This is a genomic window from Geodermatophilus sp. SYSU D00965, from assembly GCF_054050075.1.
The window spans coordinates 50,037-75,810 of sequence record NZ_JBJGYQ010000010.1 but is presented as its reverse complement, the minus strand read 5'-3'; the positions used below and the strand labels follow the sequence as shown (position 1 = coordinate 75,810).

Genomic DNA, 25,774 nt, shown 5'->3' with positions numbered 1-25,774 from the left:
GGTGGCGGGAGACCTCTGGGCGTCTTCAGGACGACGCGCCCGGGGCGTGCGCGGGCCGTCGGCGTGGCGGGCGGCTCACCTGCCCCTTCCTCCCGGCCCTCTCGCAGGGGGCTGGCGCGGCGTCGGAGAGGCGCAGCGGCGCGTCCCGGACGGGTGGATCCCGCACCCCGTGAGAACCGTTCCGTCACGGGCTTCCGATCACGCTCTGCTCATGCCTAACCTCTTTCGGTCACACCCGCTCACCCGATCGAGGGCTTCTCTTCCCCATGCACCACCGTCCCTCCGGGCAGCGACTCGTTCCGGTCCTGCTGCGCTGGTCCCACTCGGGAACCCGTCGCGCAGGCCTGCCGGTCCTCGCGGTCGTCGCCCTCGTGGCCGTCGCCATCACGCTGATCACGCCCACCGGGCAGGAGGCCGCCGAGAGCGTCCCCCTGCGCGAGGCGTCCGTCACCAGCCCGCTCGCCCACGAGGGCGAGGACGCGGGCGCGGGCATCGGCTCCGCCCTGCAGTCCGACGGGCAGGCCGTTCCCGAGGCCGCCGAACCGGCCGACACCGACAGCGGTCCCCTCTCGGTCACCGACCGCGAGGTGCTGCACAAGGTCAAGCAGGCCGGCCTGTGGGAGATGCCGGTCGGGACCTGGATGAGCGAGCGGGCCGAGGACCCGGCGGTCCGTGAGGTCGGCAGCAAGATCTCCGCCGAGCACAGCGAGCTCGACGGGATCGTCGAGGACGCCGCCGGCCGGCTGGGCGTGGCGCTCCCCCCGGAGCCCTCGCCCGAGCAGCAGGGCTGGATGGCCGAGATCGACGGGCTGCAGGGCGCCGCGTTCGACGAGCGCGCCGTCTTCCTGCTCCGCCAGGCGCACGGGAAGGTCCTGCCGGTCCTCGCCGAGGTGCGCGGCGCGACGCGCAACGCGGTGATCCGTGAGTTCACCGCCGAGGCGATGGCCTTCGTCCAGCGGCACATCGAGTACCTCGAGTCGACCGGGCTCGTGGACTACGACCAGCTGCCCGGCACGTCCGACGTCGACAACCCCGCCTGGGCGTCGAACACGCTCAACTTCGTGCTGTTCGCCCTGGTCACCGCCCTCTTCGCCGTCCTCCTCGTCCTCTTCGGCCGAACGCTGGGCCGGACCGTCAAGGCCCTGAGCGGACCGAGGGAGACCCGAGCCACCACCACGCGGGCACGAGCCCGTGGTCACCACGCAAGGAGCAGAGCATGAGCAGGTCCACCACCAACCGAGCGTTCCCGATCGCCGCGGCGATGGCCGTGGGGGCGGTGCTCGGCGGGGTCGCGGTGGCCGGCACGGGCAGCCTCGCGACGGCGTCCGCCACCACCAGCACGCCGGACGCCGGGTCCTCCGCGGCGGCGAGCGAGGAGTCCGCCGCGGCCGCGGGCCACGACCACGACGCGCCGGCGTCCGCCGATGCGGCGCCGCTGGTGCCGCTGGCGGTGGGCTGCGAGGACTCCGACCTGCCGCCGCACGACGGCAACCAGATCGGGCCCGCGTGCGTCTCGACCCCGTTCGGCGAGGTCGGCGCGGCCGAGGACAACCCGCAGCTGCTGATCACCGACGCCCCCGACTCGGTGACGGTCGGCCAGCCGTTCACGCTCACCGTGTCGACGCGCAACCTCGTCCGGGACCGCTTCCTGCCCGCCGCGCAGGGTGGCTACTACCTCGAGTCCTCGACCCTCGACGACAACGGCATCGTCCGCGGCCACTTCCACACCGCCTGCCGCGTGGTCGGCGACGCCGACGTGGCGCCCGAGCCGGTGCGTCAGGACGTCTTCGTCGCGACCGAGGACGGCGAGGGCGGCGCCGCGCCCGACAGCGTCCCCGTCCAGATCCCGGGGCTGCCCGCCGCCGGTGAGGCCCAGTGCATGTCGTGGGCCGGCGACGGGTCGCACCGCATCCCGATGATGGTGTTCGCCAACCAGATGCCGGCGGTCGACTCCGTCCGCATCCGGGTCGAGGAGGGCGACGCGGCGGCCGCTCCGGCCGACGACGCGGCCGCGGAGGACGCCGACGCCGCCGAGGAGACCGACGCCGCCGAGGAGACCGAGGCCCCGGCGGACACCGACGAGCGCCCGGCCACCCGCACGCAGGAGTCCACCGAGGCCCGCGAGCGCGGCGAGACCGGGGAGGGCACCGAGGACGCCGACGCCGCGACCGACGCCGCGACCGACGCCGACGCCGACGCGGACACGAGCACCGACACCGGCGCCGACGCCGACGCCGGGACCGCCGACGCCGACACCGACGCGGCTCCCACCACCCGCAGCGACCGCTCGAACGGTCGCTGACCGCCGGCCGTCCTCTGCCCACCGCGAGCGGTCGCCGCTCCCGGTGTGGCAGAGGATGGCCCGGTGCGCGCGGTGGTGAGCAGGGTCGGTACGGCGGCGGTGACCGTCGACGGGGAGGTCGTCGGCGAGATCGGGCGCGGGCTGCTGGCCCTGGTCGGCGTCGGTCGGGACGACGACGCCGACCGGGCCCGCACGCTGGCCCGCAAGGTGCACGAGCTGCGCGTCTTCCCCACCGAGGACGGCGCCCGCTCGGTCGGCGACCTGGGCCTGGCGGTGCTGGTCGTCAGCCAGTTCACGCTCTACGCCGACACCCGCAAGGGCCGCCGTCCCTCCTGGGACGCGGCCGCCCCCGGCGAGGTCGCCGAGCCGCTGGTCGACGAGGTCGTCGCCGAGCTGCGCCGGCGCGGGAGCGAGGTGGCGACCGGGGTGTTCGGCGCCCGCATGCTCGTCTCCTCGGTGAACGAGGGCCCGATGACCTTGCTGCTGGAGGTCTGAGCCCCGACGACCGTGGGTAGTGCGGGGTGACGGAACACACGCCCTGTGCGTTTGCTGTGAAGCGGGCATCCGTGGAACACCCGAGTGGGTCGGCGCCGTTGGACAGGGCGTACCACAACGGACACACGAGCGAGGCTCATCGGCCGACCGAGCCGGCCGACCGGAGCCCCACCCACGACGCCCGGACGCACCGTCGCCACCGCCGACCGACGGACGCATCCGAACCGAAGGCAAGGACGAAGACAGATCGTGACGCTGCTGCAGTCTTCCCCCACCGACACCCTCGAGGTGCGCTCCCGGACCGCGCGCCGCGAGCCAGACACCACTGGCCTGGTCTCGACCGACCTCGTCCGGGTGTACCTGAACACCATCGGCAAGACCGCGCTGCTCACGGCCGAGCAGGAGGTCGAGCTGGCCAAGCGGATCGAGGCCGGCCTCTACGCCGAGCGGCTGCTGGCCGAGCGTCAGCTGACCCCCGCCCTCCAGCGTGACTACAAGGCCCTGGCCATCGACGGCAAGGCCGCCAAGCGGCACCTGCTGGAGGCCAACCTGCGGCTGGTCGTCTCCGTGGCCAAGCGCTACACCGGCCACGGCATGACGTTCCTGGACCTCATCCAGGAGGGCAACGTCGGCCTGATCCGCGCGGTGGAGAAGTTCGACTACACCAAGGGCTTCAAGTTCTCCACGTACGCCACGTGGTGGATCCGCCAGGCCATCACCCGCGCGATGGCCGACTCCGGGCGCACCATCCGGCTGCCCGTGCACCTGGCCGAGCAGGTCAACAAGGTGGTGCGCACCCGTCGCCGGATCCACCAGGAGCTGGAGCGCGAGCCCACCGCCGAGGAGCTCGGTCTCGAGCTGGACATGACCCCCGAGCGGATCACCGAGCTGCTCGAGTACTCCCGCGACCTGGTCAGCCTCGACCAGACCGTCGGCGCCGACGAGGAGTCGCGCCTCGGTGACTTCATCGAGGACGCCGACGCCGCGGTCGCCGAGGACGCGGTCGCCTTCCAGATGATGAAGGGCGACGTCCGCAACGTGCTGTCGACCCTCGAGGACCGGGAGCGCGACGTCGTCGTCCTGCGCTTCGGCCTGGACGGCGGCCAGCCCCGGACGCTGGAGCAGATCGGCAAGCAGTTCGGCCTCTCCCGCGAGCGGGTGCGCCAGATCGAGCGCGAGACGATGGCCAAGCTCCGCGACCCGGAGCGCGCCGACGCGCTGCGCGACTACCTCGCCTGAGAAGGGACCCCGCGTCCCCCCGTCCCTCGCGAGCTCGGGACGGGCCCCTGACGCGGGGCCGTTCCAGACAGTCGCCGAGAGCCGGCCACCCAGTGGGTGGCCGGCTCTCGGCGTCTCAGACGCCGGGGACCCGCATCCGCCGGGGGCCGGGCTCGACCCGGGCCGTCGGCGGGCCGACCCGCACGCTGGCGCCGGCGACCACCAGCGACCGGCCGCCGTGCCAGGGGTTGGCCGGGCCGACGATGACCGGCTCCAGCCGCAGGCCCAGCACCTCGGGCAGGTCGTCGGCCAGTCGCGCGACCCGGAGCAGCAGGTCCTCCAGCGCGGCGACGTCGACCGGCTCGGAACCGCGGTACCCGTTGAGCAGCGGCCAGGCCCGCGGCGCCCGGACCAGCTCGGCGGCGTCCAGGTCGGTCAGCGGCAGGGTGCGGTAGGCGCGGTCGCCGAGCAGGTCCGTGGCGACCCCGCCCAGGCCGAAGCTGACCAGCGCGCCGAAGGACGGGTCGTCGACGATCTCCACGACGGTGGCCACCCCGGGCGCGGCCATCTCCTGCACGATCACCGGGTCCCCGGAGGGGATGGCGGCGAACGCGGTGCGCACCGCCTCGGCGCTGCCCAGGTCCAGCCGGACACCCCCGAGGTCGGAGCGGTGCCGCAGCCACGGCGCCGTCGACTTGAGCACGACCGGGTAGCCGATCTGCTCGGCCGCGGCGACGGCGGCCTCGGCGTCGGTGACCGTGTGGGTCGCCAGCAGCGGGACGCCGTAGGCCGCCAGCAGCGCGATGATCTCCTCGTCGGTGAGCGCGCGGCCTGCGGCGGTGTCGCCGAGCACCCCCTGCACGAGGGCGCGGGCGACCGCCTCGTCGACGCCGGCCAGCTCCGGCACCTCCCCCACCGGGCGGCTGCGCCAGCGCGCGTACTCGACCACCTTGGCCAGCGAGATCACCGCCCGCTCAGGGGTGGAGTACGACGGCACCGAACCGCGGGCCGGCGTCCCGTCCTCGCCGGGGACGGCGAGTTCCGGCGGGATCCCCTCGGTCGACAGGAAGGTCGCCGCGATCGGCTTGTCGGCGCCCTCGGCCACCTCGCGCAGCGCGCGGCCGAACTCGGCCGAGCCCCGGCTGACCGGCGGCAGGAACACCGCGATGACGGCGTCCACGCCCTCGTCGTCCACCGCCTCCTGCAGCGCCGCCCGGAACTCCTCGGCCGAGCCGCCGGCGCCGATGTCGATGGGCGCCTCGCGGGCCAGCCGCAGCCCCTCCTCCAGGACGGCGTCGGTGACCAGCACCCCCATCGCGGTGGAGTTGCCGACGACGGCGACGCGGTCGCCGGCCGGCAGCGGCTGGTGGGCCAGCAGCGTGCCGACGTCGAACAGCTGGGCCAGCGTCTGCACCCGGATCACCCCGGCCGAGGCGAACAGCGCGGCCACCGACTCCTCGGGCACCGAGACCGACGTGCCGGCCAGGCCCTCGGTCATCCGGACGTGCCGGCCGCTCTTGACCGCCACGACCGGCTTGTCGCGGCCGACCTGGCGGGCCAGGCGGGCGAACTTGCGGGGGTTGCCGAAGCTCTCCAGGTGGAGCAGCACCACCTCGGTGCCGGGGTCGGTGGACCAGTACTGCAGCAGGTCGTTGCCGCTGACGTCGGCGCGGTTGCCGGCCGACACGAAGCTGGACAGCCCGATGTTGCGGCTGCGCGCCTGCTCGAGCAGCGCCGAGCCCAGCGCGCCGGACTGCGCGAAGAAGCCCACCCGCCCCCGCCCGGGGACCCGCGGGGCCAGGCTGGCGTTGAGCCGCACCGCCGGGTCGGTGTTGACGATCCCCAGGCAGTTGGGGCCGACGACGCGCATGCCCGAGGCGCGAGCCGCGGCCACCAGCTGCCGCTCGGCGAGCCGCCCCTCGGGGCCGGACTCGCCGAACCCGCCGGAGATCACGACCAGCCCGCGCACACCCTTGCGCCGGCACGCCTCCACGACCCCGGCCACCTCGTCGGCCGGCACGGCGAGCACGGCGAGGTCCACGACGTCGGGGATCGCCTCGATGCCGGTGTAGGCAGGCACCCCGCGCACGTGCCGGGTGCCCGGGTTGACCGGGTAGACGGGGCCGCGGAAGCCGTAGTCGAGCAGGTGCCGCAGGACGGCGTGCCCGATCTTGCTCTCGTCGTTGCTGGCACCGACCACCGCCACCGACGTGGGCGTGAGCAGCCGGGCGATCGAGCGGGACTCGCTGCGCTGCTCCCGCTCGTAGAGCACCTGCAACGCCGTCTCGGTCGGCGCGATCGGGAAGGTGAGGTGGACGACGCCCTCCTCGTAGGTGCGCTCCGGCGTGTAGCCGGCGTCGAGGAAGACCCGGACCATCCGGTTGTTCTGGGCCAGCACCTCGGCGACGAACCGCTGGATGCCCCGCTCCCGCGCCGCGGCGCCCAGGTGCTCGAGGAGCACCGAGCCCAGGCCGCGGCCCTGGTGGGCGTCCTCGATGAGGAAGGCGACCTCGGCGTCGTCGGTGTCGGGGTAGCGGTCGTAGCGGCCGACGCCGATCACCTGGTCGCCGAGGACGAGCACGAACGCCACCCGGGAGTCGTGGTCGACGTGGGTGAACCGGTGCAGGTCCTTGTCCGACAGCCGCTTCATCGGGCCGAAGAACCGGTAGTAGCGCGTCTGGTCCGAGCTGCGCTCCATGAGGCCGACCAGCCCGTCGGCGTCGCTGGGCCGGATCGGCCGCAGGTGCACGGTGCCGCCGTCCGCGGCGATGACGTCGGCCTCCCAGTGCGCCGGCGCGGCGGGGGGCGCGGTCTCGGCCGCCACCGGCTCGGGCGGGAGGTCCTCGACGGCGAGCTGCTGGGTCGGGGGGTGCTGCTCAGTCACGGGGGTCGTCCGGGTCCAGACCGACGTAGGGGAAGGAGGCGTGGCGGGTGCGGGAGATGGCCCGGTCGACGCGGGACTCGGTGAACGGGTCCCAGTGCGCGAAGCCGGTGTAGCCGCCCTCGGTCATGTGCGTGGGCGGCCGGGCCCGCAGGCCGCGCCGGACGACGTCCTCCCGCCAGGACTCGGGGATCTCGGTCATCGGGTCCAGCCGGTGCCCGCAGGCCTCGGCGATGAGGTGGGTCCAGGCGCGCGGCACGCAGCGCACCAGGCCGTACCCGCCGCCGCCGAGCGCCAGCCAGCGGCCGTCGCAGACCTCGTGGGCCAGGTCGTGCAGCGCCCGGTAGCTGGCCCGCTGCCCGTCGACGGTGAGCGCGAGGTCGGCGAGCGGGTCCTCGTGGTGGGCGTCGCAGCCGCACTGGGTCACCAGGATCTCCGGCTGGAACGCCCGGACCACGCTGGGCACGACCGCGTGGAAGGCCCGCAGCCAGCCGGAGTCGTCGGTGCCGTTGGGCAGGGCGAGGTTGACCGCGCTGCCGAGGGCCTTGTCGGCGTCGCCGGTCTCCTCCGGGTACCCGGTGCCCGGGAACAGGGTCAGCGGCGTCTGGTGGACGCTGACGGTGAGCACCCGCGGGTCGTCGTAGAAGGCGGCCTGGACACCGTCGCCGTGGTGGACGTCGATGTCGACGTAGGCGATCCGCTGGTGGCCCTGGGCCAGGAGCCAGGCGATGGCCACCGCCGCGTCGTTGAACACGCAGAACCCCGAGGCCCGGTCCCGCATCGCGTGGTGCAGCCCGCCGGAGATGTTCACCGCGTGCTCCGCCCGGCCGCTGTGCACCTGCTCGGCGGCGAGCACGCTGCCGCCGGTGATCAGCGCCGCGGCGTCGTACATCCCCTCGAAGATCGGGTTGTCCGGCGTCCCGAGGCCGAACCCGATCTCGGGGTCGGCCGGGGCGCGCTTGACCGCCTCGAGGTAGGCGGGGTCGTGCACGAGGGTGAGCTGGTCGACCTCGGCCGGTGTCGGGCGCAGGATCTGCAGCCGGTCGGTGGACAGGACGCCCAGCGAGTCGGCCAGCCGCATGGTGAGGTCCAGCCGGACCGGGTGGAGGGGGTGGTCCCCGCCCATCGTGTAGCCGAGCAGCGCGTCGTCCCAGACGACCGTGACCGAGTCACTCACAGCTCTCCTCGCTGCGTGCGCGGGACCGGCCGAGGGTGGACGGCCCCGGGACGCGTCCAGCGCGACGCTACCGCCGGACCCGGCTCGACGTGCCCGTACGGCCGCGCCGCGTGACCCGGCGCACGGCGTCGCTCCCCGTACCATCGTGGGAAGACACGGAGGAGACCTGTGAACGACCTCATCGACACCACCGAGATGTACCTCCGGACGATCTTCGAGCTGGAGGAGGAGGGGATCGTCCCCCTCCGCGCCCGCATCGCGGAGCGGCTGCACCAGAGCGGCCCGACGGTCAGCCAGACGGTCGCCCGGATGGAGCGCGACGGGCTGCTGACCGTCGAGGGCGACCGCCACCTGCAGCTGTCCGACGAGGGCCGGCAGCTGGCCACCGCGGTCATGCGCAAGCACCGCCTCGCGGAGTGCCTGCTCGTCGACGTCATCGGGCTGGACTACGCCGACGTCCACGAGGAGGCGTGCCGCTGGGAGCACGTCATGAGCGAGGCGGTGGAGCGCAAGCTGCTCACCCTGCTCGGCAACCCCAGCGTGTCGCCGTTCGGCAACCCCATCCCCGGCCTCGACGCGCTCGGCGGCGAGACCTCCGCGGTGCTGGACTCGCTGACGCTGCTGTCGACGACCGCCACGCCCGAGGGGCGCCGGGTGGAGATCAAGCGGATCAGCGAGCAGCTGCAGGAGCACTCCGACCTGCTGCGCACGCTCGCCGACCAGGGCGTCCGGCCGGGCGCCTCGGTGGTCGCGCAGCTCGTCTCGGGCTCGGTCAGCATCGACGGGCACGTGCTGCCGGCCGGGGTGGCCCAGCACGTGTTCGTGAGCGCGCTCGACGAGGACCTGACCCCCGTCGAGGCGGCACCCCGCCTCTGAGGCGGACCGCTCCAGGAGGCCGTGGACCCGACGGGTCCACGGCCTCCTGGCGTTCCGGACCGGCCGCCCGCTCGGTGCGGCCCGGCCGCCGGCCGGCGAGCGACCGCTGACGCCCGCTGCGGGTGGAGCCCAAATACCCTGGGAATCCAGATACCGCCGGTATCTACTGGGCTGGTGGCGACGCGACTGAGCCGGGTGGAGCAGGTGGAGCGCAACCGGGGGCTGGTCCTGGACGCCGCCCGCCGCGTCTTCCTCGCCCGCGGCTACGGCGGGGCGACGCTGGACGCGATCGCCGAGGAGGCCGGCTTCTCCAAGGGTGTCGTGTACTCCCAGTTCAGGGGCAAGGCCGACCTGTTCCTGGCCCTGCTGGAACGGCGCATCGCCGAGCGCGCGGAGCAGAACACCCGGGTGGCCGCGGAGCACTCGGGCATCGACGCCCTGTGCGCGCTGCTGCGGGTCAACGCGCGGCGCTCCCGGGAGGGCGCGGACTGGGCCCGGCTGCTGATCGAGTTCCGCACCGCGGCGGCGCGCGACCCTGCGGTCAACGCCCGCTACGCCGCACTCCACGCCCGGGCGGTGGAGCTGCTCGCCGAGACGGTCGACGATGCGCTGGCCCGGGACGGGCTCGCCCCCGTCTACCCCCCGCGCACCTTCGCCCAGCTCTACTTCGCCCTCGACAGCGGCGCCGTGCTGGAACGCGCCACGGACCCGGCGGCGCTGCCGGACGACCTCGCCGTCGACCTGCTCACCCGGCTCGTGAGACCCCGCTGAGGCCGGGGATCCCCCCATCGGGAAGGAACAGCCATGCAGCCGACACCGACCTCCTCCGCGACCCGGCTGCGCGAGGACCTGCAGCGGGAGCTCCTCACCGGCTACGACGAGCTCATCCCCCGGACGACCTGGGGGCGAAACCGCATCCGCGAGCACCAGCGCACCCGGTTGCGGGCCCTGCTGCACCACGCCGTCCGGCGCTCGCCCTTCCACGCCGACCGGCTCGCCGGCGTGGACATCGACGGGCTGGATCCCGGCGACCTCTCCGCCCTGCCGGTGATGTCCAAGTGCGACCTGATGGAGCACTTCGACGACGCGGTCACCGACCCCGCGGTGACCCGCGAGCGCGTCGAGGCCGCTCTCGCGCGAGCGGAGGACGCGGTCGCGGCCCTGCCCGGCTCGGTGCTCGCGATGACCTCGGGCGGCAGTTCGGGGCCGCGCGGCGTGTTCGTCCAGGACCTCCCGGCGTCCCGGCAGTTCTTCGGGGCGCTGTCCCGCGGGCTGGTCGCCCGGCTGCGCGCCGACGGCGCTCCCCCGGGCGGCCTGCGCATCGCGATGGTGGGGGCCCGCTCGCCGGTGCACGCCACCGGGGCGGCGTGCTGGCTGACCGCAGGGGGCGAGCTGCCGTTCCACCTCCTGTCGGTCCCGGTCACCCAGCCCCTGGCCGACGTCGTCGACCAGCTCACCGCACTGCGTCCCGACGCCCTCTACGGCTACCCGACGGTGCTGGCCCGCCTCGCGCAGGAGCAGCGCAGCGGCCGGCTGCGGATCGCGCCGTCGGTGGTGACCTGCACCAGCGAGACCCTCACCCCGGAACTGCGGGCCACCATCCGGGCGGGGTTCGGCGTCCCCGTGGCCGACACCTTCGGCTCTACCGAGGGTCTCGTGGGGACCAGCGCCCCCGACGACGACGTCCTCGTGTTCGCCGAGGACGGCTGCATCGTCGAGCTGGTCGACGACCGCGACCGGCCCGTGCCGCCGGGCACGCCCTCGGCCGCGGTGCTGGTCACCACGCTGGAGAACCGCCTGCAGCCGCTCATCCGGTACCGGCTCGCCGACTCCTTCACCGAGCTGCCACCCGTGCCGGGGCCGGGGCACCTCCGCGCCCGGGTCCAGGGGCGGTCCGACGACGTCCTGGCGTTCGGCGGCGTTCCGCTGCACCCGCTGGTGGTGCGCTCGGTGCTCGTCCACCGGCCGGAGGTCGTGGACCACCGGGTCCGCCAGACGTGCCGCGGCATCGTGGTCGAGGCCCTGACGTGCGGCGCGGCGGACCACCCCGCACTGCGGGCGGCGCTGCGTGCCGACCTGACCGCGGCGCTCACCCGCGCCGGCCTCTCGGACGCGGAGGTGACCGTGTGCACCGTGGCGGACCTGCCGCGGGATCCGCGGACCGGGAAGGTGCGCCGCGTCGTCCCGCTGGCCTGAGGGCCGGAGGCGCTCCGAGCCTCCGCCCGGACCGGAGCGCTCGGCCCGGGGCGCGGGCGGGAGGACGGCCCGGCTCACTAGCGTGGGTCCTGCCCGCTGCCCGCCGGAGAAGAGAGAAGGCCCCGCGTGAGCCAGCCGCCCGCTGCGTCCGCCGAGTCCCACCCCGCGCCGGAGGCCGGCTCCGACGGGCCGGCGTCCCCCTTCACCGACCTCGCCGCGTTCGTCGCGATCCCCCGGGTCGCGGGCCTGGCGCTGTCGCACGACGGCCGGCGGCTGGCGGTCGCGGTGCAGACGCTCGACCCGGAGCGCACCAAGTGGCAGACGGCCCTGTGGGAGGTCGACCCGGACGGCCGGCGCCCGGCCCGCCGGCTGACCCGGAGCGCGCCCGGCGAGTCGGCGCCGGTGTGGGCGCCCGACGGCTCGCTGCTGTTCACCTCGGCCCGCCCCGACCCGGAGGCCAAGCCGAACGGCGAGGACCCCAAGCCGGCGCTGTGGAGCCTGCCGGCCGACGGCGGGGAGGCCCGGCCGGTGCTGACCCACCCGGGCGGGATCGGGGGCGTGCGCGTCGCCGCGGACACCGGCGAGGTCGTCGTGGTGGCCTCGGCGATGCCCGGCGCCGGGGACACCGAGGCCGACGCCGAACGCCGCAAGCAGCGCAAGGAGGCGGGGGTCACCGCGATCCTCCACGAGGTCTACCCGGTGCGGTACTGGGACAGCGACCTCGGGCCCGCCGCGCCGCACGTGTTCTGGGCCGGCCGGCTGCCGGCCGAGGCTCCCGCCGGCGCGGCCGCCGAGCCGGTCGAGCTGCGCGACCTCACGCCGGACGCCGTGCCGCCGAAGGGTGCCGGGGACGCGGTCACCCTCTCCCCCGACGGCCGGCTGCTCGCCCGGGTCGAGACGGTGCCCGACGGACCGGCCGGGGAACGCGACCGCCTGGTGGTGCTCGAGACGGCGACCGGCACCTCCCGCGTCCTGGTCGACGACCCGCTGGCCGAGGTGCACTCGGCTCGCTTCTCCCCCGACGGCTCGGCGCTGGTGTGCGTGCGCGAGGCGATGCCGACCTACGAGGAGCCGCCGGACTACACGCTGCTGCACGTCGACGTCGCCACCGGCGCGGCGCGGGAGCTCACGCCGGACTTCGACCGCTGGCCCAGCGCCCCGCAGTTCAGCGCCGACGGCCGGGCGGTCTACTTCCTGGCCGACGACGACGGCCGGCACGCGCTGTTCCGCGTCCCCGTCGAGGGCGGGACGCCGGTGCGGCTCACCGCCGACGGCGCGTACAGCGACCTGCAGGTGGCCCGTGACGGCAGCGCCCTGTACGCGCTGCGCTCGGCCTACGACGAGCCACCCGCGCCGGTGCGGCTGGACCCGGAGGCGCCCGGCCAGCACCCGGACCCGCTGCCCGCTCCCGGCGCCCTCGACTCCCTGCCCGGCACCCTGCACGAGGTCGAGGCCACCGCGGCCGACGGCACCCGGGTGCAGTCCTGGCTGGCGCTGCCCGAGGGCGCCTCGGCCAGTGCCCCCGCGCCCCTGCTGCTGTGGGTCCACGGCGGGCCGCTGATGAGCTGGAACTCGTGGTCGTGGCGGTGGTGTCCGTGGGTCATGGCGGCCCGCGGCTACGCGGTCCTGCTGCCCAACCCGGCGCTGTCGCAGGGCTTCGGGCAGGACTTCGTCCGACGCGGCTGGGGCGCGTGGGGTGAGGCCCCGTACACCGACCTCATGGCCGCCGTCGACGCCGCGGTCCAGCGACCCGACGTCGACGAGACCCGCACCGCGGCCATGGGTGGCTCCTTCGGTGGCTACATGGCCAACTGGATCGCCACGCAGACCGACCGCTTCCGGGCGATCGTCACCCACGCCAGCCTGTGGGACATCGACACGTTCACCGGCACGACCGACGTGGCGTACTACTGGGAGAAGGAGTGGGGCGACCCGCTGCAGCGGCCCAAGCGGTACGAGCAGAACTCGCCGCACCGCTACGCCGACGCGATCCGCACCCCGGTGCTGGTCATCCACGGCGACCGCGACTACCGCGTGCCGATCGGCGAGGCCCTGCGGCTCTGGTACGACCTGCAGAAGCGGGGCGTCCCGTCGAAGTTCCTGTACTTCCCGGACGAGAACCACTGGGTGCTGACGCCGGGCAACGCGCAGGTCTGGTACCAGACCGTGCTCGGCTTCCTCGGCGAGCACGTGCTCGGCGAGGAGTGGCAGCGGCCCGAGCTGCTCTGACCGCCGGCGGCCTCGCGCGCCCGGTCACGACGCCGCCCAGACCTCGTCGAGGTCGGCGGCCGCGGCGGTGATCAGCGCGCGCAGGTCGCCGGGCGGGAGGCAGGCGGCCAGGCCCTGGGCGAGCAGCTGCGCGAACGTGTAGGTGGGGCGGCTGGTCAGCGCGCGGTCGAGCGCGACGTTGGCCAGCGCCCCGTCGCCGCGCAGCCACGCGCTGACCGCGAGCAGCGTGGCCGGCGCGGCGTCGAGCGGAGCGGGTGCCCGCCGGGTGCACTCGGTCCACAGCGCCTCGGCCGCGGCGGCGTCGTCCCCGAGCGCGAAGGTGAGGGCCCGGTCGCGGACGCGGACGTCGGCCAGCGCCCACAGCACCCCGGCGACGTCCCGGTCCGCGAGACGGTCCGTCACGCCCGGGCGGCACCGGCCCAGCACCCCGACGACGGTGTCCCAGGAGCGGCGGGCCGCGGCCTCCGCGTCCGTGCGTGCCGCCCGAGCGTGCCGGTCGCCGACCCGCCAGGTGAGCTCCTCCATCGCCGTGAGGGCCGGCCCGTCGAGGCGGGCGATCCGCGCCTCCAGCGCGGCCCGGTCGCGCTCCACGACCACGCCGCTGGCCACCGAGGCCACCTCGAGCTCGGTCACCCCCGCCGGCAGCGGCGTGCCGCCGTCGGGGGCGCAGCACGCCTCGGGGCAGTCGTAGGACCACCACCGCCGGCGGCGCACCAGGAGCGCGTCCCGGACCGGGATGCCGATGTCGGTCAGGGCCAGGACGAGCTCGTGGACGACGTCCCGGTGCGGCAGGCCGGCCACGACCTCGCCGGCCGGCTGCCCCGGCAGCGGTTCCTCGTCGTCGGGCGCCTCGGAGACCACCGCGACGACGACCCCCGCCGGCTCGTCGGTGGCCACGCTGCGCGCCAGGGCCCGGGCGACGGCCGGCGACGCGCGCCGCCCGGGCAGGTCGGCGCGCACGGTCAGCCCGAGCCGGCCCCCGCTGGGACCACCCAGGGCCACGAGCAGGACCGACTCGTGCGGGTGGAACCCGACGAGCGCGGGCAGTGCGGCGGCGATGTCGCCGGGGTCGGAGAGGCGCACCTCGGCGCGCAGGCGGTCGTCCATGCGCCCGACCCTCGCCGGGCGGCGGGGCCGCCGGGGCCGGTCCGAGCCGTCTGTGGACGGGCCGGACCCCTGTGGACACCCGCCACCCGACCGTCGGCAGGCCGTGCCGGTGCGACCGGCCGGGCGGCTCGAGGTCGTCCGCGGCAGGGCGCCGGCCCGGGCCGGCGGTCAGACCTCGTACTGGGCGGCGGTCCGCGAGGCCAGGTACGGCGCGACGTGCTCGGCGATCACCTGCAGGTGCACCGGGTGCTCGGCGTAGCGCCGCCAGGCCTCGGCGTCGGGGAAGTCGGCGACCAGCGCGGTGTGCGCGTTGCCCTCGCGCAGCCCGGCGTCCGCCCCGACGGCGAAGGAGGTCATCCCGCCGACGTCCTCGGGCAGCCGGCGGAGGGCGGCGAGCGTGGCCGCCCGACGCGCCTCGTCGGCGTCGTCAGACCAGGTGAAGAGCACGACGTGGCGCAGCATGACGGTCACCCTGTCAGCCCGGCGCCGTGCTCCGCAGCCCGGGCTTGCGGAACTGGACGGTGACGGACGCCGGATAGAGTCGCCGACCATGGGACGGTCGCTGCGCATCGCACTGCTGTCCTACCGGAGCAAGCCGCACAGCGGCGGCCAGGGCGTCTACGTCCGCGCCCTGTCCCGAGAGCTCACCGAGCTCGGCCACGACGTCACCGTCTTCAGCGGCCAGCCCTATCCCGAGCTCGACGGCGGCGTGCCGCTGACCCGGGTGCCCAGCCTCGACCTCTACCGCGAGCCCGACCCGTTCCGCACGCCGCGGCCGGGCGAGTTCCGCGATTGGGTCGACCTGGCCGAGTGGGCGCTGATGTGCACCGCGGGCTTCCCCGAGCCGCTGACCTTCAGCCTGCGCGCGGCCACGCTGCTCCTCCCCCGCGCGTCCGAGTTCGACGTCGTCCACGACAACCAGAGCCTGGGCCTGGGCCTGCTGCGCCTGGTCCGCGCGGGGGTGCCGACGGTGGCCACCGTGCACCACCCGGTGGCCATCGACCGCGACCTGGAGCTCGCCGCCGCGCCGACCGCGCGTCGCCGGCTGACGCTGCGCCGCTGGTACGCCTTCACCGGCATGCAGGCCCGCGTGGCACCGCGGCTGGACGCGGTCACCACGGTGTCGGAGAGCTCCCGGCGCGACATCGAGACCCACCTCGGCGTCCCCGCGACCGGGGTGGAGGTCATCCCGGTGGGCATCGACCCCGCCGTCTTCACCCCTCCCCCGCCCGGCCGCCCGCGCGACCGCGACTCGATCGTCGTCACCACGAGCGCCGACGTCCCGCTGAAGGGCCTGGTCCACCTGCTGGAGGCGGTGGCCAAGCTGCGCACCGAGCGCCCGGTGCAGCTGACCGTGGTCGGCTCCGCGCGGCCCGGCGGGCCGGCCGAGGCGGCGCTGGACCGGCTCGCGCTGCGGGACGCCGTCCGCTTCACCGGCCCCCTGCCCGAGGCCGACCTCGTCGCGCTGCTGCAGCGCGCGGCCGTGGTCGCCATCCCGTCGCTGTACGAGGGCTTCTCGCTGCCGGCGATCGAGGCCATGGCCTGCGGCACGCCGCTGGTGACCACCGACGCCGGCGCGCTGCCGGAGGTCGTGGGCAGCAAGGCCGGGCTGCGGGTGCCCGCGGGGGACGTCGAGGAGCTCACCGCCGCCCTGCAGCTGGTCCTCGACTCGCCGTCCCTCGGCGAGCAGCTGGGCCGGGCCGGCCGCCGCCGGGTGCTGGCCTCGTACACGTGGCGGTCCACGGCCGAGCGGACGGCGGAGTGGTACGCGCGGGTGCTCCATCGGAAGGGAACACCGTGCTGACCGTCGACTACGACCGGCTCGACGTGCGGCCGGGGATGACCGTGCTCGACCTGGGCTGCGGCGAGGGCCGGCACGCCTTCGAGGCCTACCGGCGGGGCGCGCGGGTGGTGGCGGTCGACTGGGGCGTCCCCGAGGTGACGACGACGAAGCGCTGGCTGGGCGCGATCGCGGCGGCCGGCGAAGCGCCGGCGGGGGCCCGCTACGAGGTGGTGCGCGGCGACCTGCGCGCCCTGCCGGTGCCCGACGCGAGCGTCGACCGGGTCATCGCCGCCGAGGTGCTCGAGCACATCCCCGACGACACGACCGCGCTGGCCGAGATCGCCCGCGTGCTCCGACCGGGCGGCCGGGTGGCGGTCACGGTGCCCCGGTATGGCCCCGAGCGCATCTGCTGGGCGCTGTCGGACGCCTACCACGCCAACGAGGGCGGGCACGTCCGCATCTACCGCGGGGACGTCCTGCGCACCCGGCTCGCCGCGGCGGGCCTGGTGCCGGGCCAGCAGCACCACGCGCACGCGCTGCACGCGCCGTTCTGGTGGCTCAAGTGCGCCGTCGGCGTGGAGCGCGACCCGGCCGCCGTCCGCGCCTACCACCGGCTGCTCGTCTGGGACCTCACCCACCGCCCGTGGCTGACCCGGACCGCCGAGCGGCTGCTGGACCCGGTGCTCGGCAAGAGCCTGGTCGTCTACGCCGACAAGCCGGGGGTCGCGCTGCCGGAGGTCGAGCCGGAGCGGGAGCGGACCGCTGTCTGAGCTGCTGCCCGAGCTGCCGGGGGTGCTCAGCGGGGGGCAGGTGCGCGCGACGGTGGCGTCGATCGCCGCCGAGCAGGACGGCGACGGCGCGCTGCCCTGGTTCCGCGGCGGGCAGCTGGACCCCTGGGACTCCGTCGAGGCCGCGATGGCGCTCGACGTCGGCGGCGCCCACGGCCGCGCCCGCGCCGCGTACCGCTGGCTGGCCGCGCGGCAGCGGCCGGACGGGTCCTGGGCGGCGGAGTACCGCGCCGGCGTCGAGACGCTGCCCGCGGCGGAGAGCAACCACGCCGGCTACCTGGCCGTCGGGCTGTGGCACAGCTGGCTGTGCAGCGGCGACGAGGAGCTGGTCGCCGGGCTGTGGCCGGTCGTGCGGCGGGGGCTGGACCTGGTCACCCGCATGCAGCTGCCCGGCGGCGCGGTCAGCTGGGCGCTGCGCCCCGACGGCACGCCCGACGACACCGCCCTGCTCACCGGCGGCGCCAGCCTGTTCCAGTCCCTGCGCTGCGGCGTGGCGCTGGCCGCCCTGACCGGGCAGCCCCAGCCGGACTGGGAGCTGGCCGCCGACGACCTCGGCGCCGCCCTCCGCACCCGGCCGGAGGCCTTCGCCGACCGCTCGCGCTACTCGATGGACTGGTACTACCCGGTGCTGACCGGCGCGGTCTCCGGGGCGGCGGCCACCGAGCGGCTGGCCGCCGACTGGGACCGGTTCGTCGTCCCCGGGCTCGGCGCCCGGTGCGTGGCCGACCGCCCGTGGGTGACCGGCGCGGAGACCTGCGAGCTGGCGCTGGCCCTCGCCGCCGCGGGTCAGCCCGACGCCGCCCTGGAGCAGGTCGCGGCCATGCAGCACCTGCGGCACGACGACGGCTCCTACTGGACCGGCTTCGTCTACCCCGACGACGCCCGCTGGCCGGTCGAGCGCACCACGTGGACGGCGGCCGCGGTGGTGCTCGCCGCGGACGCGCTCTCCGGAGCCAGCCCCGCGTCCGGGCTGTTCCTCGACCCGGCGGCGCTGCCGGCCGCCGGGACGGGCGGATCACAGGAGACCGCCGATTGGCTGCCGGACGGCGCGGGCAGAGGGAGGGCGTGACCTCCCCCGACCCCGACGTGACCGTCGTCGTCATGAGCCGCGACCGGCGCGAGGACCTCCTCGCCACCCTCCCCCGCCACGAGGCCCCCGTCGTCCTGGTGGACAACGCCTCGACCGACGGCACGGTGGCGGCCGTGCGCGCGGCCCTGCCCGAGGTCACCGTGCTGCCGATGGAACGCAACGTGGGCTCCTACGCCCGGACCGTCGGCGTGCAGCAGGCGACCACCCCGTTCGTGGCCTTCGCCGACGACGACTCGTGGTGGGCGCCCGGCGACCTGGCCCGCGCAGCGGCGGTCATGCGCGCCCACCCGCGGCTTGCGGTGCTCAACGCGCGCATCCTCGTCGGCCCGGAGGAGCGGCTCGACCCGGTGTGCACCGAGATGGCCGAGAGCCCCCTGGGCACACCTGCGGACCTCCCCGGCCCGGCGCTGCTGGGCTTCGTCGCGTGCGCGGCGATGGTGCGCAGGGAGGCGTTCCTGGCGGTCGGCGGCTTCGACCCGGTGGTCCGGTTCCCCGGCGAGGAGGAGCGCCTGGCCCTCGACCTCGCGGCGGCCGGCTGGGGCATGGCCTACGTCGACTCGGTGGTCGTGCACCACCACCCGTCGACGCGGCGGCACGCCCCCGAGCAGCGACGGGCGGCGATCTGGCGGAGCCGGGTCCTGACCGCCGTGATGCGCCAGCCGGCACCCGAGCTCGCCCGGGTGGTGGGTCGCGCGGTGCGCGCCGGCGGGCCCGAGCGGCGGGGGCTGGTGCGCGCGCTGCCCGACGTCCCCGCCGCCCTGCGCCAGCGCCGGCCGGTCCCGGCGGCCGTCCGTGCCGACCTCCGCGTGCTGGCGGGCGCCCGATGACGGCGACCCAGGCCGCGCCGTCGACGACCGACACCGGCCCGGACCCGCGGGTCGCCGTCGTCGTGATCACCCATCAGCGCCGCGACGAGGTGCTGCTGGCCCTGGAGCGGCTGACCGCCCTGCCCGAGCAGCCGCACGTCATCGTGGTGGACAACGGCTCCACCGACGGGACGGCGGCGGCGGTCGCCGAGCGGTTCCCCGCGGTCGAGCTGGTCGCCAGCCCGGAGAACCTCGGCGCGGTCGGCCGCAACGTCGGCGTGGCCCGGGTCGACACCCCCTACGTGGCCTTCTGCGACGACGACACGTGGTGGGAGCCGGGCTCGCTGCGTGCCGCCGCCGACGTGCTCGACGCCCACCCGCGGCTGGCCGTGGTGACCGCGCGGATCCTCGTCGAGCCCGGCGGCCGGGAGGACCCGATCGTCCCCGAGCTGCGCGACTCCCCCGTGCGCGGCGCCGGCTGGCTGCCCGGCCCGGCGCTGGGCTCCTTCCTGGCCGGGGCCTCGGTGCTGCGGCGGGAGGCGTTCGACGAGGTCGGCGGGTTCTCCGAGCGGCTGTGGCTGGGCGGTGAGGAGGAGCTCATGGCCGGCGACCTGGCCGCGGCCGGCTGGGAGCTGTGCTACCTGCCCGAGCTGACCGTGCACCACCAGGCCAGCACCGCCCGGGACCCGCACAAGCGCCGCCGCGACGGCATCCGCAACACCCTCTGGACGACGTGGCTGCGCCGCCCGCTGCGCCCGGCGCTGCGCCGCACCGCTCACCTGCTGCGCACCGTCCCGCGGGACGGGCTCAGCGTGCTTGGAGTCCTCGACGCGGTGCGCGGCCTGCCCTGGGTGCTGCGCGAGCGCCGAGTGCTGCCCGCCCACGCCGAGGCCCGCTTCGCCGCGCTCGAACACGCGCAGCGGACCTCCACCGCCCGCCGCTACGTGAGCTGAGGCCGGGCCGCGCTGACAGCGGCCGGGCCCCGGTCGCCGCGCTCAGCCCTTGACGTAGGAGAGCTTCTCCACGACCTTGCCGCCCCGGACGGTCATCACGTCCACGCCGCGCACGTGCCCGGCCGTGGCCTCGTCGGTGCCCCACGCGTAGCGCCACAGCGCCACGGCCCGGTCCCCGTGCGGCAGGACCGCCTCGGTCGCGAAGCGGGCACCGGGCGTGGCGAACAGCTGCTCCCACACGCGGCGCACCTCGGCCTGACCGCGGTAGCGGCCCCCGTCGGGCGGCTCGGTCGACTCGAAGAGGACGTCGTCGGACATCTCGGCCATGATCGCGTCGACGTCCCCCCGGCCGAACCCGTCGAGCAGGCGCTGCACCACGGCGAGCGTCTCCTCCGTGGTGCGGTCCAGGACCTGGTCTTTCATCGCCCCTCCTCCCACGGCCCCGTGGCGCCACGATCCCACCGGGGCCGCCGGCGCGGGAGGGTTCAGCGGGCGCAGTCGATGCAGGTGCGCGCAGCCGGGCGGGCGGCCAGCCGCTCGGGTGCGATCGGCCGCCCGCAGCGCTCGCAGACGCCGTAGGTCCCGGCGTCCCGGCGGGCCAGGGCGGCGTCGACGTCGGCCAGCCGCCGCCGCGCCGCGGCCAGCAGCGCGGCCACCTGCTGCCGCTCGAACGCGATCGTCGCGCCCTCCGGGTCGTGCTCGTCGTCGGCGTTGGACGCCTGCGACGCCGCGACGACCGCGTCGAACTCCCCGGTCAGCGCGGCGATCTGGGCCAGCACGGCGGCCCGCTCGGCGGCCAGTGGATCGCTCACCACGTGCGCCGCAGCAGCCGCAGCGAGCCGGTGCCCGGCAGCTCGGTGAACTCCCCGGAGGCCAGCACCCGGCGGTAGACGCCGTAGGGGGCCTGGCCACCGTCGGCCGGGTCGGGAAAGACGTCGTGGATGGCCAGGGTGCCGCCGACGGCGAGCTTGGCCACCCACGCGTCCTGGTCGCGGCGGGCGGACTCCTCGGTGTGGCTGCCGTCGAGGAACAGCAGGGCCAGCGGGGTCGACCACAGCGCGGCCAGGGTCTCCGAGCGGGCGACGACGGCGACCACGACGTCCTCGGCACCGGCGTCGGCGATCGTCCGCCGGAACCGCGGCAGGGTGTCGACGCGCCCGACGGCCGGGTCGACCAGCGACGGGTCGTGGTACTCCCAGCCCGGCTGGTGCTCCTCCGAGCCGCGGTGGTGGTCGACGGTGACCACCTGCCGGCCGGTCTCCCGCGCGGCGGCGGCCAGGTAGAGCGCCGACTTCCCCATCCAGCTGCCGATCTCCAGCAGCGGGCCGGGGACGGCGACGGCGCGGGCGGCCTCGTACAGCGCCGTCCCCTCGTCGTCGGGCATGAACCCGGGCGCGGCGCGGGCGGCGGTCAACAGCTCCGACACCGCGCTCATCGGGCGAACCGGGCGCGCAGGGCGGTGATCCGCCGCTCGGTCGCCGCGCCCGCCTCGGTGCCGGCCGCCTTGGCGAAGAACGCGCCGGCCGCCGTCGTCACCGGGACCGCGAGCACGAGCGCGATCGAGCCGACCAGCGTGCGGATCACCTCCTCTGCCAGCGCGGAGCTGGTCAGGACGACGTCCCACGGCTGCGCGTAGAGCTCGAAGAGCATGAGCAGCGGCAGCGAGGCACCGGCGTAGGCGAACACGATCGTGTAGACGGTGGAGGCGATGTGGTCGCGGCCGACCGCCATGCCGCGGCGGTAGAGCTGCCGCCAGCTCATCTCCGGGTCGACCTCGTGCAGCTGCCAGAGCGCCGAGGCCTGGGTGATCGTGACGTCGTTGAGCACGCCGAGCCCGGCGACGACCACGCCGGCGAGGACCAGCCCCGAGAAGTCCAGCGTGGGGTCGTACTGCAGCAGCGTGGTGGTCTCCTCGCTGGTCAGCCCGGTCAGCTTCGCGGTCTCCACCGCGACCGAGCCCAGCACCGCCACCAGGGCGAGGCCGAAGAGCGTGCCGACCAGCGCGGTCGTCGTCCGGGCGGAGAAACCGTGCGCGAGGTACAGGACGACGAACATGATCGCCGCCGAGCCCACCAGGCTGGTCAGCGTCGGCGACTGGTCGGACAGCAGGCCCGGGAGGACGAACTCCAGCAGCACGAAGAAGGCGAACGCCAGCCCGACCAGCGCGGCCAGCCCGCGCAGCCGGGCCACGGCCACGACCACGACGGCGAAGGCCAGCGTGAGGACGACGATGGGCACGTCGCGGTCGTAGTCGAAGAACGTGTACTGCGCACCGCCCTCGGCCGCGGCGTCCCGGGTCAGGACGATGCCGTCGCCCTCCTCGATCCCGGCGGCGTACACCTCGGCGGGGACGTCGACCTGCACGAACTCCCCGGCCCCGTCGCCGTCGAGCACCTCGACGACGAGGGTGGCGCAGGTCAGCTGCTGGGCCGGCTGGTTCCCCCCGCCGGGCAGCGAGCAGTCGACCGGCTCGACGGAGGAGACGCGGGCCTGCGGATAGGTGGTCCCGGGCGGCAGGTACAGCTCGGCCGCCTGCTGGGCGCGGGTCGGCTCGCCGGAGGGCCACAGCGCGACCAGGCCGATGACGGTGGCCAGTCCGACCGGCACGAGGAGCAGCAGCATCAGCCACACGGCCCGGCGCCGGCGGGTCAGGACCTCCGGGGTGGGCGGTGGCGCGTCCGGGTCGGGACCGTGGCTGTGGGCCCCGTGGTCATGGGCATGGCTGGGCGGCACCCGGCCAGGCTAGGAGTCGCCGCCGGAGGCCCGCCCACGGCACCCGGGCGTCAGGTGGCCGAGCCGCCCTCCGCGACGGCGCCCTCGGCGGTGCCGTCGTCCTCCACGGGGAAGCGCAGCCACAGCCCGGACAGCTGCAGCGGACGGGCCACCGCCGTCGGCGGCGCCACGAGCACCAGGTCCACCCCGCGTGGCCGGCCGAGCTTCTGCAGTTGCACGAGCACCGCCATGCCGGCGGAGTTGAGGTAGGTGACCCCGCGGGTGTCCAGGCGCACGCGGCGCAGCGCCGCCTCGGCCAGCAGCAGGTCGGTCATGGTGCGGACCAGCGGTCGCCGCGCGCCCTCGGTCAGCTCTCCGGTCACGGTGACCGTGGCGACGTCGCCGTCCAGTGCGGTGCTCACCTCCGCACCCGCCTCGTCGCCTCCGCGCTCCTGGTGCCCCTGCGCTCGGGGGTCGGTCGTGTCGTCCACACCGGGGCACTGCCCCGCACGGCCGGTGTTCACGCGCGGCTCCGGCCGCCGCCGTGCGGCGGGAACAAATTTCCCCCACAACAGGTTTACACGAGTGCATGTCGGAGGTAATCTCTAGTCGCCACTTGAGGTTCACCTCGGGCAGCGAACCCGCCAGTACGACACAGGAGGTTGCACAGCCATGGCGATGCTGACCGCCTACGACCCGTTCGCCGCCACCAACGCCGCCTTCCGCGCGCTGGACCAGCTGACCGGCCGGACGGGCTCGACCGCCCGCCCGCTGTCGGGCATGCCGATGGACGCCTACCGGGTCGGCGACAACTTCGTCGCCCACTTCGACCTGCCCGGCGTCGACCCCGGCTCGATCGACCTGTCGGTCGAGGGCAACACCCTCACGGTGACCGCCGAGCGGTCGGTGCCGCAGCTGGAGAACGCCGAGTGGGCGGTGGCCGAGCGGCCCTACGGCAGCTACACCCGCCAGCTGGTGCTGGGCCGGAGCCTGGACACCGACCGGCTCGAGGCCAGCTACCACGACGGCGTCCTGACCCTCAGCATCCCGGTCGCCGAGAAGGCGCGGGCCCGCAAGATCACCGTGACCCGGGCCGACACGCCGACCTCCGTCGAGGGGCGCACCATCGAGCACGAGGCGTCCGAGCAGAAGGCCGTCGAGAGCTGACCGTCGGCTCGCGCCGGCAGGGGCCGGGTCCGCACGGACCCGGCCCCTGCGCACATCCCGGACCAGGAGGACCTGCCATGGCCGACGCCGGGCGAGCGGGCGGGACGCCGGGGGACGACGCGCTGCGGCGCCTCGACGACCCGGACTTCCCCGCGCTGACCATGAGCCAGGCCGCCGCGCTGCTCGGTGTGCAGGCGGCCTTCCTGCGCAGCCTCGACGCCTCCGGGGTGCTCCAGCCGCACCGCTCCCCCGGCGGGCACCGGCGCTACTCCCGGCACCAGCTCGGCCTGGCCGCCCGCCTGCGCGGCCTGCTCGACGAGGGCCACACCCTCGCCTCCGCCGAGGTCATCCTCGGCCTGCAGGACGAGTTGGCCGACGCCCGGGCCGACAGCGAGCGGCTGCAGCAGACCGTCGACCGGCTGCGCGCCCGCGACGGCGACGGCGACGGCGCCGATCCGGGGGCGTGAGCGGCGCCACCCGCACAGGGAACCCTAGGGGGGTATAGTTCCTCGGCGAGAGCTCCCGAGCCGCCTGGAGGAACAGCGTGGACAGCGCGCCGCACGGCTACATCCACCGCAAGGACGACTACCTCAAGCGGCTGCGCCGCATCGAGGGCCAGGCCCGCGGGCTGCAGCGCATGGTCGAGGACGAGAAGTACTGCATCGACATCCTCACGCAGGTCTCGGCCATGACGAAGGCGCTGCAGTCGGTCGCTCTCGGCCTGCTCGAGGAACACATGTCGCACTGCGTCGTCCAGGCCGCCCAGGCCGGCGGCCGCGAGGCCGACGAGAAGGTCCGCGAGGCCTCCGAGGCGATCGCCCGCCTCGTCCGCTCCTGAACCCACCCCCCTGCGAGGACACCCCCATGAGCACCGCCACCTACACCGTCGTCGGCATGACCTGCAACCACTGCGTCACCGCCGTCACCGAGGAGGTCTCCGCCGTCCCGGGCGTCACTACGGTCGACGTCGACCTGGCCAGCGGCGGCCTGACCGTCACCACCACCGAGCCGGTCGACGAGGGCGCGGTCCGCGCCGCCGTCGAGGAGGCCGGCTACGAGATCGCCGGCTGACGAGCCCGTGGACACGCTCGCCAAGCTGGCCGTCGTCGCCGTCGGCCTCGGTGCCGTCTTCGCCGCGGCCGTCGGTGTCGGCGCCGCGGTGGGCCCGATCGGCGCCCCGGTGCCGCACACCGCGACGCCGGCGTCCCCCGCCACCCCGGCGGCCGACGAGGCCGCCGGCGGGCTCGCCGTGGCCGGCTCCGGGTACACCCTCGACGTGCTGGACGCCCAGCCGCCCGCGGGGACGACGACCCTCGCCTTCCGCGTCCTCGGACCGGACGGCGCCCCGGTGCTCGACTTCACCGAGGAGCACGAGGAGGACCTGCACCTGGTCGCCGTCCGGCGCGACCTCAGCGGGTACCAGCACGTGCACCCCGAGCGCGACGCCGACGGGACGTGGCGGGCGCCGCTGACCCTGACCCCCGGCAGCTGGCGGGTGTTCGCCGACACCACCCCGACGGCGCTGGGCGAGGACCTCGTCCTCGGCGCCGACGTCGAGGTGGCCGGCGACTACGCCCCGACCGCGCTGCCCGAGCCGGCCGCGGTCACCGACGTCGACGGCTACACCGTCGTCCTGACCGGGGAGCCGCGGGCCGGCCAGGAGTCCGAGCTGACCCTCAGCGTCAGCCGGGACGGCCGGCCGGTCACCGACCTGCAGCCCTACCTGGGCGCCTACGGCCACCTGGTCGCGCTGCGCGACGGCGACCTGGCCTACCTGCACGTGCACCCGGTCGAGCCCGACGACGGCACCACCCCGGCTCCCGGCCCGCACGTCGGGTTCGCCACGACGGCGCCGTCCGCGGGCACCTACCGGCTGTTCCTCGACTTCCGGCACGGCGACGCCGTGCACACCGCCGCCTTCACCGTCCGGGTCGGCCCCAGCGGCGCGGCCCCCGCCGAGCCCGCCCCGCACGGGCACGGCGACTGAGGAGATC

The 25,774-nt window shown here is 75.6% G+C and carries 27 protein-coding genes; 18 read left to right on the top strand and 9 right to left on the bottom strand.

What is annotated here, in order from left to right:
- Positions 1–371: 371 nt before the first annotated feature.
- The 4 genes from ACI789_RS11385 (at position 372) to sigB (ending at position 4,036) form a co-directional block, all read left to right on the top strand.
- A complete protein-coding gene (locus ACI789_RS11385) occupies positions 372–1,220 on the top strand; it encodes a DUF4142 domain-containing protein (protein ID WP_457009028.1) in 849 nt (282 codons plus the stop codon).
- A complete protein-coding gene (locus tag ACI789_RS11380; protein ID WP_457009026.1) occupies positions 1,217–2,302 on the top strand; it encodes a hypothetical protein in 1,086 nt (361 codons plus the stop codon). Before ACI789_RS11385 ends, ACI789_RS11380 begins: the two co-directional genes overlap by 4 nt.
- A gap of 63 nt (positions 2,303–2,365) precedes the next feature.
- A complete protein-coding gene (dtd, locus tag ACI789_RS11375; RefSeq protein ID WP_457009024.1) occupies positions 2,366–2,797 on the top strand; it encodes a D-aminoacyl-tRNA deacylase in 432 nt (143 codons plus the stop codon).
- 249 nt (positions 2,798–3,046) lie between these two features.
- The gene (gene sigB, locus ACI789_RS11370) at positions 3,047–4,036 is read left to right on the top strand and encodes an RNA polymerase sigma factor SigB (RefSeq protein WP_457009022.1); all 990 of its coding nucleotides are present in this window, start codon (positions 3,047–3,049) and stop codon (positions 4,034–4,036) included.
- Positions 4,037–4,151: 115 nt separating this feature from the next.
- On the opposite strand, the gene ACI789_RS11365 is transcribed toward sigB, so the two are convergent.
- Together ACI789_RS11365 and ACI789_RS11360 are read right to left on the bottom strand one after the other, a co-directional pair.
- The gene (locus tag ACI789_RS11365) at positions 4,152–6,899 is read right to left on the bottom strand and encodes a bifunctional acetate--CoA ligase family protein/GNAT family N-acetyltransferase (protein WP_457009020.1); all 2,748 of its coding nucleotides are present in this window, start codon (positions 6,897–6,899) and stop codon (positions 4,152–4,154) included.
- Positions 6,892–8,073: an acetoin utilization protein AcuC gene (locus ACI789_RS11360; protein WP_457009018.1), complete on the bottom strand. Its 1,182-nt coding sequence runs from the start codon at positions 8,071–8,073 to the stop codon at positions 6,892–6,894. Before ACI789_RS11360 ends, ACI789_RS11365 begins: the two co-directional genes overlap by 8 nt.
- A 168-nt stretch (positions 8,074–8,241) precedes the next feature.
- Here ACI789_RS11360 and ACI789_RS11355 point away from each other — a divergent pair, with 168 nt between their 5' ends.
- From ACI789_RS11355 to ACI789_RS11340, 4 genes are all read left to right on the top strand, one after another.
- Positions 8,242–8,949 (top strand): metal-dependent transcriptional regulator, encoded by a 708-nt coding sequence (locus ACI789_RS11355; RefSeq protein WP_457009016.1) that lies wholly within the window; start codon positions 8,242–8,244, stop codon positions 8,947–8,949.
- 174 nt (positions 8,950–9,123) lie between these two features.
- Entirely contained in the window at positions 9,124–9,720 is a 597-nt protein-coding gene (locus ACI789_RS11350; RefSeq protein WP_456919221.1) for a TetR/AcrR family transcriptional regulator, read from the top strand.
- A 33-nt stretch (positions 9,721–9,753) separates the two neighbouring features.
- Positions 9,754–11,145 (top strand): phenylacetate--CoA ligase family protein, encoded by a 1,392-nt coding sequence (locus ACI789_RS11345; protein ID WP_457009014.1) that lies wholly within the window; start codon positions 9,754–9,756, stop codon positions 11,143–11,145.
- Between the two features lie 126 nt (positions 11,146–11,271).
- Complete coding sequence (locus tag ACI789_RS11340) at positions 11,272–13,374, top strand: S9 family peptidase (RefSeq protein ID WP_457009012.1); 2,103 nt, start codon at positions 11,272–11,274, stop codon at positions 13,372–13,374.
- 24 nt (positions 13,375–13,398) lie between these two features.
- Here ACI789_RS11340 and ACI789_RS11335 read toward each other — a convergent pair whose 3' ends face one another.
- Together ACI789_RS11335 and ACI789_RS11330 are read right to left on the bottom strand one after the other, a co-directional pair.
- The gene (locus tag ACI789_RS11335; RefSeq protein ID WP_457009010.1) at positions 13,399–14,481 is read right to left on the bottom strand and encodes a DUF4192 domain-containing protein; all 1,083 of its coding nucleotides are present in this window, start codon (positions 14,479–14,481) and stop codon (positions 13,399–13,401) included.
- Positions 14,482–14,649: 168 nt separating this feature from the next.
- Positions 14,650–14,943 carry a Dabb family protein gene (locus tag ACI789_RS11330; RefSeq protein WP_457009008.1) on the bottom strand — a complete coding sequence of 98 codons (294 nt, stop codon included), beginning with the start codon at positions 14,941–14,943 and terminating at the stop codon, positions 14,650–14,652.
- An 88-nt stretch (positions 14,944–15,031) separates the two neighbouring features.
- Between ACI789_RS11330 and ACI789_RS11325 the strand changes: the two genes are divergently transcribed.
- Genes ACI789_RS11325 through ACI789_RS11305 form a run of 5 tightly spaced genes read left to right on the top strand, consistent with a single transcriptional unit; the run spans position 15,032 to position 19,901 of the window.
- Positions 15,032–16,285 (top strand): glycosyltransferase family 4 protein, encoded by a 1,254-nt coding sequence (locus tag ACI789_RS11325; protein ID WP_457009006.1) that lies wholly within the window; start codon positions 15,032–15,034, stop codon positions 16,283–16,285.
- Positions 16,279–17,034, top strand: coding sequence for a class I SAM-dependent methyltransferase (locus ACI789_RS11320; RefSeq protein ID WP_457009004.1), 756 nt, complete (start codon positions 16,279–16,281; stop codon positions 17,032–17,034). Before ACI789_RS11325 ends, ACI789_RS11320 begins: the two co-directional genes overlap by 7 nt.
- A gap of 22 nt (positions 17,035–17,056) precedes the next feature.
- Entirely contained in the window at positions 17,057–18,121 is a 1,065-nt protein-coding gene (locus ACI789_RS11315) for a prenyltransferase (protein ID WP_457009002.1), read from the top strand.
- A complete protein-coding gene (locus ACI789_RS11310; RefSeq protein WP_457009000.1) occupies positions 18,118–18,969 on the top strand; it encodes a glycosyltransferase family 2 protein in 852 nt (283 codons plus the stop codon). The genes ACI789_RS11315 and ACI789_RS11310 overlap by 4 nt, the downstream gene beginning before the upstream one ends.
- Complete coding sequence (locus ACI789_RS11305) at positions 18,966–19,901, top strand: glycosyltransferase family 2 protein (RefSeq protein WP_457008998.1); 936 nt, start codon at positions 18,966–18,968, stop codon at positions 19,899–19,901. Before ACI789_RS11310 ends, ACI789_RS11305 begins: the two co-directional genes overlap by 4 nt.
- A 42-nt stretch (positions 19,902–19,943) precedes the next feature.
- Here the strand turns inward: ACI789_RS11305 and ACI789_RS11300 are convergent, their stop codons facing one another.
- The 5 genes from ACI789_RS11300 to ACI789_RS11280 form a co-directional block, all read right to left on the bottom strand.
- Complete coding sequence (locus ACI789_RS11300; protein WP_457008996.1) at positions 19,944–20,324, bottom strand: nuclear transport factor 2 family protein; 381 nt, start codon at positions 20,322–20,324, stop codon at positions 19,944–19,946.
- Positions 20,325–20,386: 62 nt separating this feature from the next.
- The gene (locus tag ACI789_RS11295; RefSeq protein ID WP_457008994.1) at positions 20,387–20,713 is read right to left on the bottom strand and encodes a TraR/DksA family transcriptional regulator; all 327 of its coding nucleotides are present in this window, start codon (positions 20,711–20,713) and stop codon (positions 20,387–20,389) included.
- Complete coding sequence (locus tag ACI789_RS11290) at positions 20,710–21,336, bottom strand: class I SAM-dependent methyltransferase (protein WP_457008992.1); 627 nt, start codon at positions 21,334–21,336, stop codon at positions 20,710–20,712. The genes ACI789_RS11295 and ACI789_RS11290 overlap by 4 nt, the downstream gene beginning before the upstream one ends.
- Positions 21,333–22,634, bottom strand: coding sequence for a YibE/F family protein (locus ACI789_RS11285; RefSeq protein WP_457008990.1), 1,302 nt, complete (start codon positions 22,632–22,634; stop codon positions 21,333–21,335). The genes ACI789_RS11290 and ACI789_RS11285 overlap by 4 nt, the downstream gene beginning before the upstream one ends.
- A gap of 50 nt (positions 22,635–22,684) precedes the next feature.
- A complete protein-coding gene (locus ACI789_RS11280) occupies positions 22,685–23,035 on the bottom strand; it encodes an STAS domain-containing protein (RefSeq protein WP_456919235.1) in 351 nt (116 codons plus the stop codon).
- A gap of 250 nt (positions 23,036–23,285) precedes the next feature.
- Between ACI789_RS11280 and ACI789_RS11275 the strand changes: the two genes are divergently transcribed.
- The 5 genes from ACI789_RS11275 (at position 23,286) to ACI789_RS11255 (ending at position 25,767) form a co-directional block, all read left to right on the top strand.
- On the top strand, positions 23,286–23,780 hold the full coding sequence (locus tag ACI789_RS11275) for an Hsp20/alpha crystallin family protein (protein ID WP_457008987.1): 495 nt from the start codon (positions 23,286–23,288) through the stop codon (positions 23,778–23,780).
- Between the two features lie 77 nt (positions 23,781–23,857).
- Positions 23,858–24,247, top strand: coding sequence for a helix-turn-helix domain-containing protein (locus ACI789_RS11270; RefSeq protein WP_457008985.1), 390 nt, complete (start codon positions 23,858–23,860; stop codon positions 24,245–24,247).
- Between the two features lie 77 nt (positions 24,248–24,324).
- Positions 24,325–24,618: a metal-sensitive transcriptional regulator gene (locus tag ACI789_RS11265; protein WP_456919238.1), complete on the top strand. Its 294-nt coding sequence runs from the start codon at positions 24,325–24,327 to the stop codon at positions 24,616–24,618.
- A gap of 26 nt (positions 24,619–24,644) precedes the next feature.
- On the top strand, positions 24,645–24,851 hold the full coding sequence (locus ACI789_RS11260) for a heavy-metal-associated domain-containing protein (protein WP_457008983.1): 207 nt from the start codon (positions 24,645–24,647) through the stop codon (positions 24,849–24,851).
- A gap of 7 nt (positions 24,852–24,858) precedes the next feature.
- Complete coding sequence (locus tag ACI789_RS11255; protein ID WP_457008981.1) at positions 24,859–25,767, top strand: hypothetical protein; 909 nt, start codon at positions 24,859–24,861, stop codon at positions 25,765–25,767.
- Positions 25,768–25,774: the final 7 nt, after the last annotated feature.